Genomic DNA, 10,387 nt, shown 5'->3' with positions numbered 1-10,387 from the left:
CCATCACCCTTCCCTGACACGATTTGCCCTAACTTACGGAACGCGTTCTGTAGAGTTGTCCCACATTGAACCTTGATGGCCCTCAGAGAAAACCGTTGCCCCCTCGCTGCACCCCTGGAGTCCCCCATGTCCATGAAACCTGCCCTGCTCCTGTCCTGCGCCCTGCTGCTTGCCGCCTGCGGTCAGTCGCCCACTCCGGTGACCGCCGAAGTCTCGCCCACCGCCAGCCAGACCGCTCAGACCCAGACCACCCCAGCCAAGGCCCCCGTCAGCAGCGCTCCCAGTCTGCAAAGCCTGTCGGTCAAGCCCGGTGCCCTGACGGTCGGCGTGCCCGAGGGAGTCACCGCCGTGACTTTTACCCTGCGCGGCACCAAGCTGCCGGAAGGGAAGGTGTTCCCGGCGGTCATCAAGGACGGGCAGGCCAGCATTGACCTGACGGGCCTGCCCAAGGGAGACCCCAAGTACAGCGTGACCGTGCGCGGCTACGACGCCCAGGGCGGCACCGTGCTGTACACGGCGAGCACCGAAATCAACCTGTCCAGCGGCAAGGTCACCACGCCCCTGACCTTCGAGCGCGTGAAGGCCTACGTGACCGTGAAGGTCAGCCAGGTGCTGCCCGAAACCACCATCCTGACGGCCCAACTTGGTGAGCAGACCGTGACCCTCACCGTGAAAGACGGCGTGGCGAGCGGCACCTTCGCGGCGGTGCCCACTGCCAGCAGCCAGACCGTGACGGTCACCGGCAAGAGCAGCGACGGACAGACCACCCAGAGCGGCAGCGCCACGTTCAGCCACAGCGAGGGCGGCAGCACCGTCACCGTGAACCTGACCACCCTGGCCCACTGCCCCGTGTCGGCCACCCCGGTCACCGCGATTCCTGCCGTGCAGGGCAGCGGCGACGTCAGCCCCCTGCTGAATCAGGTCGTGACGGTGCGCGGCATCGTGACGGCTGACTTCCAGAGCGGTCTGCGCGGGTTCTTCGTTCAAGACGCCCAGGGCGATGGAGACGCCGCCACCAGCGACGCCGTGTTCGTGTATACCGGCACGGCTCCTCAAAACGTGCAAGTCGGTCAGTTCGTGCAATTGACCGGCACTGTCAACGAGTTCTATAGCTCTACCCAGATCGATACCCTGACCGCCTTCGAGGGCTGCACCGGCACGGCGGACGTGAAAGCGGTGGAGCTGAAAGCCCCGTTCACCGAGCTGGAAAAGTACGAGGGAATGCGTGTCACCTTCCCGGAAACGCTGACGGTGACGGACAATTACAATTATGGGCGCTACGGTGAACTGGGCCTGAGCGCGGGCGGACGCCTGTTCAACCCCACCAACGGCAACGTGACCACCACCGCCGAAGCGAACGCCGAGCGCAAAATCGTGCTGGACGACGCCAACACCTCCCAGAACCCCGCCAACTTGCCCTACCTGAATGCCCAGGGCACCCGCCGCACCGGGGACACCGTGACGGGCCTGAGCGGCGTACTGCACTACGCCAACAACGTGTTCAAGGTCGAGCCGACGACCGCCCCCGCCTTCGTGGACAGCAACCCTCGTCCCGCGCAGCCCGCCGACGTGGGCGGCACGCTCAAGGTCGCCGGGGCCAACGTGCTGAACTACTTCACCACCTTTACCAGCAATGACCGAGGAGCCGACAGCGCCTATGAATTCCAGCGCCAGAAAACCAAGGTCGTGAACGCGCTCAAGGGACTGGACGCCGACATCGTCACCCTGATGGAAGTGCAGAACAACGGGGACGTGGCCCTGAACGACCTCGTCACCAGCCTGAATACGGCCTACGGCACCGACACCTACCGCGCCGTGCAGACCGGCACCGTGGGCACCGACGCCATCAAGGTCGCCATCATCTACAAGCCCGCCCGCGTCAGTCTGGTCGGCAAGTTCCAGGTGGACACGAACGCCATTCACAGCCGCCCCCCCCTCGCCCAGACCTTCCAGGACAAGCAGGGCGGCGGCGTGCTGACCGTGGTCGCCAACCACTTCAAAAGCAAGGGCAGCTGCCCCAAGACCGGCGACGTGGACACCGGCGAGGGTTGCTGGAACGAGCTGCGGACCCAGCAGGCCCAGGCGCTGCTCGGCTTCGTGGACCGCCTGAAGACGCTCAGCAATGACCAGGACGTGCTGCTGATGGGCGACTTCAACGCCTACGGCGCGGAAAAGCCCATTCAGACGATCATGGCGGGCGGCTTTGTCAGCGAGAACCTGCGAATTCCCGCCGAGGAGCGCTACAGCTACCAGTTCGGCGGGCAGTTCGGCTACCTCGACCACGCGCTCGCCAGCACCAACCTCGACACGCAGGTGACCGGCGTGACCGAGTGGCACATCAACGCCGACGAACCCACGCTGGCCGACTACAACGTGGAATACAAGCAAAACCCCGAGTGCCGCACGAATGTGTGCACCAGCCCCGACCTGTGGCAGAACAATCCCTTCCGCGCTTCTGACCACGACCCCGTGCTGGTCGGCCTGAACCTGACCCGCGACGAGGTGCGCCAGGACTTCACCCTCACTGTGAGCGGTGCCGCCGAAGCCACCGCCGCTCAGCCCTACACCCTGAACCTGACCACCAGCACCGCGCCCGAAACCCTCAGCGTGAACTGGGGCGACGGTCAGACCGAGACCCTGAGCAGCAGCGCGACCACGGCCACCCACGCCTACGCCAGCGCCGGAACCTACACCGTAACCGTGACGGCCAGCGCGGGCGGGCAGACCCAGACCGCCAGCCAGACCGTGACCGTCAGCGCTGCGCCTGTCGTGGTCACGCCCCCCACTTCGGTCACCAAACTGGTCATCAGCGAGGTGTACGGCGGCGGCGGCAACAGCGGCGCCACCTACACCAACGACTTCATCGAGATTTTCAACGCGGGCAGCGCCAGTGTGAACCTCGGCGGCTACAGCGTGCAGTACGCCAGCGCCTCGGGCACGAGCTGGAGCGTGACGCCCCTGACCAGCGTCAACCTCGCCCCCGGTCAGTTCTACCTCGTGCAGCAGGCCAAGGGGACGGGCGGCACCACCCCGCTGCCCACGCCCGACGCCAGCGGCACCATCGCCATGAGCGCCAGCGCCGGACAGGTGGCACTGGTCGAAGGCACCGCCAAGATTACGGGCAGCACCGATGCGAGCGTGCGTGACTACGTGGCGTTCAGTGGCCTGAGCAACAGCACCAGCGCCAGCCGCGTGACCCCCTGCACCGACACCGACGCTGCCAGCGACTTCAAGGCAGGTGCCCCCACTCCCCAGAACACGGGCACGGCCCCCACCGCCTGCGTCAACCCGCAGTAAGCTCTGCCTTCTCCCGGCACCCGGCTGACCTATAGGCCGGGTGTTTTTTGGTCTACTGCCCCCATGAGGCCCTATCTTAATTATCTCCGGCACATCATGGAGCACGGCACCGACAAGCCTGACCGCACCGGCACAGGCACCCGCTCGGTGTTCGCCTATCAAATGCGCTTCGACCTCTCTGAAGGCTTTCCGCTGGTCACGACCAAGCGCGTCCACATGAAGTCGGTCATCTACGAACTGCTGTGGTTCCTGCGCGGCGAGAGCAACGTGCGGTGGCTTCAGGAACGTGGCGTCACCATCTGGGACGAATGGGCAAGGGAAGACGGCGAACTCGGCCCCGTCTACGGCGTGCAGTGGCGTAGCTGGCCCGATTACGGCGGCGGGCACATCGACCAGATTTCGCAGGTCATCGAGCAGATCAAGAAGAACCCCGATTCCCGCCGCTTGATCGTCTCCGCCTGGAACGTGGCGCAGGTGGACGAAACGGCCCTGCCGCCCTGCCATCTGCTGTTTCAGTTCTATGTGGCGGATGGGAAACTGAGCTGCCAGCTTTACCAGCGTTCGGCTTGAGCGCCCTTGTGGGGTGACCCACATTGCAAACTCTGCTAAACGGGGAATCTCTCTACGAACAAGAGACAATCCCGTGCTAAATCGCCTTCTTTCTCAAACGGTAAAATATCTTATGGGCGGGCTTTACGAAATCAGAAATACGGCGACAGGAAAAGTTTATGTGGGAGTTGCGCAAGACTTCCGCAAACGCTTTTACCGTCACCGTTATGAACTGCGTCACAACCGTCACCATTGCCTCTATTTACAGCGGGCATGGAACAAGTACGGCGAAACCGCATTTGATTTCGTTATCATCAAGGAATGTGAGATGATTGAGGCTCTCTTGCTGGAACAAGAGCGCCTTCAAGATTTGAGCAACCTTTACAATGTTTCGCCTTGCTCCAGTGGCGGAGACATCATTAGCCAACATCCCGACCGCGAAAAAATTGTGACCAAGATGAGGGCTTCGCTGGTAAAGCGCTTTGAGGCCATGACTTTCACCGAACGTCAGGAGATTTACGGACGTTCTGGAGAACGTAACGGGATGTATGGCCGCAGCCACACCCCCGAGGCTCGCCGGAAGATTTCCGAGCACCTGCGCGGCCTTGAACTGCGTGGGGAGCGGAGCTACCGCTTCGGCGTGAAGGCTTCCGAAGAAACGCGCCAGAAGCTCAGTGAAGTCGCTTCGGGACGCATAGGCGAGGCCAATCCTTTCTACGGCAAACACCACAGCGAAGCGACGAAAGCCAAGCTTTCCGCGCAGCGTCAGGGGAAGAAACCAACGAATAGGCGCTCAATCTTGGCCGACGGCGTGCGCTACGAATCCGTCACCGAGGCGGCGCGTCAGCTCGGCGTGACCCCTGGCTTGGTTGTCTACCGACTGAAATCCGCCAAATACGATTACCGTTACGAGGAAGAGGCGTAAATGCCTAACGACTATCCCAAAGGCCGCAAGGCAACAGGAGTAGGGCCAAGTGTGGTGGGTGAAATCCCCTTAAACCGAAATGCAGAGGGCCTCCGCGAAGGAGGTCGTGAGATAGTCTCATCTGCACGGCGACGTGCAGCAGCTGGCCTGAACCAAGCAGGCGCAGCGGGTTGGAAGTCACGACTCCAACTGAAGACCTTGTCAGCCGACAGCTTTCTTGGTGTGCCATTTAATATCGCCAGCTACGCCCTGCTCACCATGATGGTCGCCCAGGTCTGCGACCTCGAACCCGGCGAATTCATCTGGACGGGCGGCGATTGCCACATCTACAGCAATCACTTTGAGCAGGTCAGAAAGCAACTGGGGCGCGAGCCTCGGCCCCTGCCCCGGATGATTCTCAATCCCGACATCAAAGACATTTTCGAGTTCAGCTATGAAGATTTCACGCTGGAGGGCTACGACCCGCACCCCGGCATCAAGGCGGAGGTGGCGGTGTGACGCGGCCCAGTTTCGATGACCTCGGGCTGGCGACGGCGCGGCTGTGGGCCACCCGCAGCGCCGACCCCAAAGTGCAGGTGGGCGCGTGCATTCTGGACCGGCATCACCGCGTGGTGGGCGTGGGCTACAACGGGCGGGCAGCGGGCGAACCGAACGAGCGCGAAAGCCTCGCTCAGGGCGCGTCGGGCTTTATTCATGCCGAAGTCAATGCCCTGCTCGCCGCCAACTGGAACGGCGAAGGCCACACGCTCTACGTCACCCACGAACCCTGCTCGGTCTGTGCCCGCCTCATCGTCAACTCGCGGCGGGTGGGCCGGGTGGTGTTCGCCACGCCTTACCGCGAAACGGCCCGCGTGGAGCAAGGGCTACCGAGCGGAGCGGAGATTTTGCGGGCTGCCGGAATTGAGGTTGACCATGCCGAATAACCCCCAACTCGTCGCCATCGCCGCCCAGACCGAAAACCGCGTGATTGGCAAGGACGGCGGAATGCCCTGGCACCTCCCCGCCGATTTCGCGCATTTCAAGCGGCTGAGTCAGGGCAAGCCCAATGTCATGGGCCGCAAGGTCTGGGACTCGCTGGGCGGTCAGGCACTGAAGGGACGCGAAAACATCGTCCTGACGCGCAATCCTGACTTTGTGGCCCCAGGCGCGACGGTGGTGCATACGCCAGAAGCCGCCCTCGCCGCCGCTGGGGACGCCCCCGAAATAGCCATCATCGGCGGGGAGGAGATTTATCGGCTGTACTGGGACAGGCTGACCCGGCTGGAACTCACGGTCATTCATGCCGTGCTGGAGGGCGACACCTTCTTCCCCGAGGTCGGCCCGGAGTGGCAACTGGTGAAGGAAACCTTCCGGCCCGCCGATGAGAAAAACCGCTACGACCTGACCTTTCAGACCTGGGAAAGGGCCGAGGTTTAGACTTCGTTCATGTCACCCCCTGCTCCACCACAGAGCCGCCCCGCGCAATTGCAGCAGGCCCTCGCTGGCCTGGTCGGGCCGCTGGGTTTTGCCGACCTGGACGCCTTCGACGCCAATGCCCGGGCGCTGGTGGCGCGGGCAGGCGGCAAACCGATTCGGCTGGCGACCAAGAGCCTGCGCTGCTTGCCGCTGATTCGGCGGGCGCTGGCACAGCCTGGCTTTCAGGGCGTGATGTGTTTCAACCCGCGTGAAGTGGTGTGGCTGGCGGAACAGGGCCTCACCGACCTGTTGCTGGCCTATCCCACCGTAGACCAGAAAGCCCTGCAACGGCTGGCGGAGTTGCTGGCGGACGGGCACGACCTCAAGGTGATGGTGGACAGCGAGGCCCATCTGCCCCTCGTCGCGGCGGCAGCCCAGAGCGCGGGCGTGGTGTTTCCCGTCTGCATAGAACTGGACGTGTCGCAGGATTTGCCGGGGCTGCGTTTCGGGTCGTTTCGCAGTCCGGTGCGGGACGTGACGGCGGCGCTGCGGCTGGCCGAGGCCATCGGGCGCAGTCCACATCTGCGGCTGGTTGGGCTGATGGCCTACGAAGGCCAGATTGCGGGCCTGGGCAATGCGGGCACCCACCCCCGCGCCCGCTTCATTCGCACGCTTCAGACGCGCTTTCTGCCCCAGATCGCCGAGCGGCGGGCGGCGGTGGTTCACGCGCTGGAACGGGCGGGCCACACGCTCACGCTGGTCAATGCGGGCGGTACAGGCAGCCTGGAAAGCAGCGCCGCCGAAGCGGTCGTCACCGAGGTCGCGGCGGGGTCGGGGCTGTACTCGCCGCTGCTGTTTGACGGCTACGCGGGCTTTCGGCATCAGCTTGCGGTGGGCTTTGCCCTCAGCGTGACCCGCCGCCCCGCCGCCGACATGGTGACCTGCCACGGCGGGGGCTACATCGCCAGCGGGCCAGTGGGGGCCAGCCGCGCTCCGCAGCCCTTTTACCCCACTGGCCTGCGCCTGATTCCCGAAGAGGGCCTGGGCGAGGTGCAGACGCCGCTGCGCCTTCCACCTGACGTGCGGCTGGGCCTGGGCGACTTGGTGCTGTTTCGCCATGCCAAAGCGGGCGAACTGTGCGAACACTTCACTGAACTCCACACGATTGAAGGCACCCAGCGCATCGGCACGGTGCAGACGTACCGGGGGGCGGGGCAGCAGTTTTCGTGATGCATTTGGCCCCTCCCCCCTTGTGGGGGAGGTTGGGAGGGGGGGAGCGCCGAGAGCCTGCCAACCCATAGAAATGCCACCTACCCTCTTGACATTTGGGCTTCGCCAGCACCCCCTCTGTCCCTACTGGACATCTCCCCCATGAAGGGGGAGAAGCGGTGAACATACCCTACCCTCTACACCCCTACCCCCCAAAACCGAGGTATCCCCATGACAGCAACGACAAAGCCACACTGGAGCAACTGGGCGGGCAATGTCCACGCCACCCCCCGCCGCCTGGAAAAACCCCGCAGCGAGGCCGAACTGGTAGACGTGGTGCGCCGCGCTGCCGCTGAGGGCCTGCGCGTGCGGGCCATAGGCGGCTCGCATTCCTTTACGCCCACCGCCGCCAGCAACGACGTGATGGTGTCGCTAGACGACTATGCGGGCCTGGAAAGCATGGACAAGGAGCGCGGCCTGTTCACGGTGCGGGCGGGCACGCGGCTGTTCGACCTGAATCGAATCCTGCACGCCGAGGGCTTCGCTCAGGAAAACATGGGCGACATCAACCACCAGAGCATCGCTGGGGCCATCAGCACAGGCACCCACGGCACGGGCACGGCTTTTGGCGGCATCAGCACCCAGGTGCAGGCGCTGCGGCTGATTGACGGTCAGGGCGAGGTGCGAACGATTGACGCCTTCGACCCCGACGCCCTCTTGGCGGCCCGCGTGGGGCTGGGGGCGCTGGGCCTGATCAGCGCGGTGACCCTCAAGGCCATTCCCGCCTACAACCTCCGCATGGACATCGCGGCGGCTTCGCTGGACGAAATGCTGACCCTGGCCCCCGAATATGCCCGCCGTCACCGCCACTTCGAGTTCTACTGGATTCCCTACACGAACCGTGTGCAGGTCAAGCGCACCGACGTGTCCACCGACCCCTGCACCGAGCGCGGGCGCCTGGACTATTTCAACGATGTGGTCATCGAAAACGGCGCGGTGCAACTGCTGTGCGAACTCGGCAAGGCGCTGCCGCAGCACAACCACCATGTCTGCAACGTGATGAGCCTGGGCATCACGCCCAACAGCCGCATTCGCCCGTCCTGGGACGTGTTCGGCTCGACCCGCAACGTCCGCTTTACCGAGATGGAATACGCCGTGCCGCAAGACGCCACCATGTCTGCGCTCCGTGACCTGCGGGCCATGCTGGAGCGGCTGCGGCTGCCCGTGACCATGCCCGTGGAGGTGCGTTTTGCCCGCGCCGACGACATCATGCTCAGCACCGCCTACGGGCGCGACGTGGGCTATCTGGCGGTTCACATGTTCAAGGACATGGACAACCGCCTCTATTTCCGCGAAGCCGAGGCGATTTTCCGCGCCTACGACGGTCGGCCCCACTGGGGCAAGATGCACCACCTGAGCGCCGACGACTTCAGGGGGATGTACCCGCGTTTCGAGGACTTCCGCGCCGTGCGTGAGCGCTTTGACCCCGAACGCCGCTTCGGCAACGCTTACCTGACACAGGTTCTGGGAGACTAGGCCATGACCCAGGAACACGCCCCCAGCCCCGAACTTCTCGCGCTGTTTCGGGCACAGCAGGCCCACCGTGAGCGCATGGCCCGCACCACCCCAGGCGAGCGCCGCGCCATCTTGCGGGCTTTTCGTGACCACCTCAACGCCCGGCGGGAGGACATCGTGGCCGCCCTGGCGAGCGACCTGGGCAAAAGCCGCCACGAGGCGCTGCTGACCGAAATCATGCAGGTGCAGGACGAACTGACCCACGCCATCAGCCAGGTCGGGCGCTGGATGAAACCGCGTCAGGCCCCGCCTGCCCTCACCTTGCCTGGACTGCGCGGCGAGGTGCGGCACGAACCCAAGGGCACGGTGCTGATTCTCGGCCCCTGGAACTACCCGCTGACCAACCTGCTGACCCCGTTCGTGGACGCGCTGGCGGCGGGCAACACGGTCATCCTCAAGCCCAGCGAACTGGCCCCCGCCACCGCCCGCGTCATTCGGGACATCGTGGAGGCGACCTTCGAGCCGCATCTGGTCGCCGTGGTGGAAGGCGGCCCCGACGTGGCGCAGCAGCTTACGCACCTGCCGTTCGACCACATCCTTTTTACGGGCAGCACCGAGGTCGGGCGCAAGGTGATGCAGGCTGCCGCGACCAACCTGACCCCGGTGACGTTGGAACTCGGCGGCAAAAGCCCCGTCGTCATCCACCGCAGCGCCGAACTGGAGCGCACCGCCGAGCGGCTGGTCTGGGGCAAGCTGATGAACGTGGGCCAGACTTGCATCGCCCCCGACTACGCGCTGGTGCCGCGTGAGCTGCAGGCCGACCTCGCCGCGCACCTCACCACCGCCGTGAAAAAGATGTACGGCGAAGGCGACTGGCTGCGGCAAAACGCCGACCTGGGCCGCATGATCAGCTCCGACGCGGTCGCCCGCTTAAGGGACGCTGTAGAAGGCAGCGTGCGGCAAGGAGCGCGGGTGGTCGTGGGCGGCGAATTCGACGAAGCGGCGCGGTTTATCGCCCCCACCATCGTCAGCGACGTGACCCGCTCCATGCCGCTGATGGAACGTGAACTGTTCGGGCCAGTGCTGCCGCTGCTGCCCTACGACGACCTGGACGCCGAAATCGGGCGCATCAACGCGGGGCCGACGCCGCTGGCGCTCTACATCTTTGCCGAGGACAAGGCCGACGCCGAGGACATCCTGAACCGTACCCGCAGCGGCGGCGCGACCGTGAACGGCACCATGATGCACATCAGCTACGCGGGCCTGCCCTTCGGCGGGCGGGGCCACAGCGGAATGGGGCGCTATCACGGCTTCTACGGCTTCCAGACCTTCAGCCACGAGCGCGGCGTGGTCTACGAGCCTGCCCTGACCCCCGTGGGGCTGCTGCGTGCGCCCTTCGACCGCCTGCTGACCCGCACGGTGCTGGGCGTGATGACGCGGCCTCTGAAGGGGTAAAGCGGCGGAGTCCAGCACAGTGACGACTCCGCCGCCTCTATG

The 10,387-nt window shown here is 64.7% G+C and carries 7 protein-coding genes and 2 pseudogenes; all 9 read left to right on the top strand.

Annotated elements, in window-relative coordinates; all coding sequences use genetic code 11:
- Positions 1–126: 126 nt before the first annotated feature.
- The 9 genes and pseudogenes from Q4C89_RS06220 (at position 127) to Q4C89_RS06180 (ending at position 10,345) form a co-directional block, all read left to right on the top strand.
- The gene (locus tag Q4C89_RS06220; RefSeq protein WP_303101738.1) at positions 127–3,297 is read left to right on the top strand and encodes an ExeM/NucH family extracellular endonuclease; all 3,171 of its coding nucleotides are present in this window, start codon (positions 127–129) and stop codon (positions 3,295–3,297) included.
- Positions 3,298–3,360: 63 nt separating this feature from the next.
- Positions 3,361–3,864, top strand: a pseudogene (thyA, locus tag Q4C89_RS06215) (thymidylate synthase); the annotation flags it as partial.
- Positions 3,865–3,979: 115 nt separating this feature from the next.
- Complete coding sequence (locus Q4C89_RS06210) at positions 3,980–4,771, top strand: NUMOD3 domain-containing DNA-binding protein (protein ID WP_303101737.1); 792 nt, start codon at positions 3,980–3,982, stop codon at positions 4,769–4,771.
- 201 nt (positions 4,772–4,972) lie between these two features.
- Positions 4,973–5,269: pseudogene (gene thyA / locus Q4C89_RS06205) on the top strand (thymidylate synthase); the annotation flags it as partial.
- The gene (locus Q4C89_RS06200; protein ID WP_303101736.1) at positions 5,266–5,694 is read left to right on the top strand and encodes a dCMP deaminase family protein; all 429 of its coding nucleotides are present in this window, start codon (positions 5,266–5,268) and stop codon (positions 5,692–5,694) included. The pseudogene thyA (Q4C89_RS06205) and the gene Q4C89_RS06200, both read left to right, overlap by 4 nt.
- The gene (locus Q4C89_RS06195; protein WP_303101735.1) at positions 5,684–6,187 is read left to right on the top strand and encodes a dihydrofolate reductase; all 504 of its coding nucleotides are present in this window, start codon (positions 5,684–5,686) and stop codon (positions 6,185–6,187) included. Before Q4C89_RS06200 ends, Q4C89_RS06195 begins: the two co-directional genes overlap by 11 nt.
- 9 nt (positions 6,188–6,196) lie before the next feature.
- Positions 6,197–7,396, top strand: coding sequence for an amino acid deaminase/aldolase (locus Q4C89_RS06190; RefSeq protein ID WP_303101734.1), 1,200 nt, complete (start codon positions 6,197–6,199; stop codon positions 7,394–7,396).
- Positions 7,397–7,606: 210 nt separating this feature from the next.
- Entirely contained in the window at positions 7,607–8,911 is a 1,305-nt protein-coding gene (locus tag Q4C89_RS06185; protein ID WP_303101733.1) for a D-arabinono-1,4-lactone oxidase, read from the top strand.
- A 3-nt stretch (positions 8,912–8,914) separates the two neighbouring features.
- Positions 8,915–10,345: an aldehyde dehydrogenase family protein gene (locus Q4C89_RS06180; protein ID WP_303101732.1), complete on the top strand. Its 1,431-nt coding sequence runs from the start codon at positions 8,915–8,917 to the stop codon at positions 10,343–10,345.
- Positions 10,346–10,387: the final 42 nt, after the last annotated feature.

Origin of the sequence: Deinococcus sp. (assembly GCF_030523985.1) — a bacterium.
In the GTDB taxonomy this organism is placed as follows: Bacteria; Deinococcota; Deinococci; order Deinococcales; family Deinococcaceae; genus Deinococcus.
The sequence above is the reverse complement of the archived record's forward strand: the minus strand, read 5'-3'. Positions and strand labels throughout refer to the sequence as shown.

What these genes read in the sequence shown, in the direction of transcription:
- Q4C89_RS06195 (WP_303101735.1), top strand. Translation starts at nt 5,684, where the DNA reads ATGCCGAATAACCCCCAACTCGTCGCCATCGCCGCCCAGACCGAAAAC.
- Q4C89_RS06220 (WP_303101738.1), top strand. Translation starts at nt 127, where the DNA reads ATGTCCATGAAACCTGCCCTGCTCCTGTCCTGCGCCCTGCTGCTTGCC.
- Q4C89_RS06185 (WP_303101733.1), top strand. Translation starts at nt 7,607, where the DNA reads ATGACAGCAACGACAAAGCCACACTGGAGCAACTGGGCGGGCAATGTC.
- Q4C89_RS06210 (WP_303101737.1), top strand. Translation starts at nt 3,980, where the DNA reads ATGGGCGGGCTTTACGAAATCAGAAATACGGCGACAGGAAAAGTTTAT.
- Q4C89_RS06180 (WP_303101732.1), top strand. Translation starts at nt 8,915, where the DNA reads ATGACCCAGGAACACGCCCCCAGCCCCGAACTTCTCGCGCTGTTTCGG.
- Q4C89_RS06190 (WP_303101734.1), top strand. Translation starts at nt 6,197, where the DNA reads ATGTCACCCCCTGCTCCACCACAGAGCCGCCCCGCGCAATTGCAGCAG.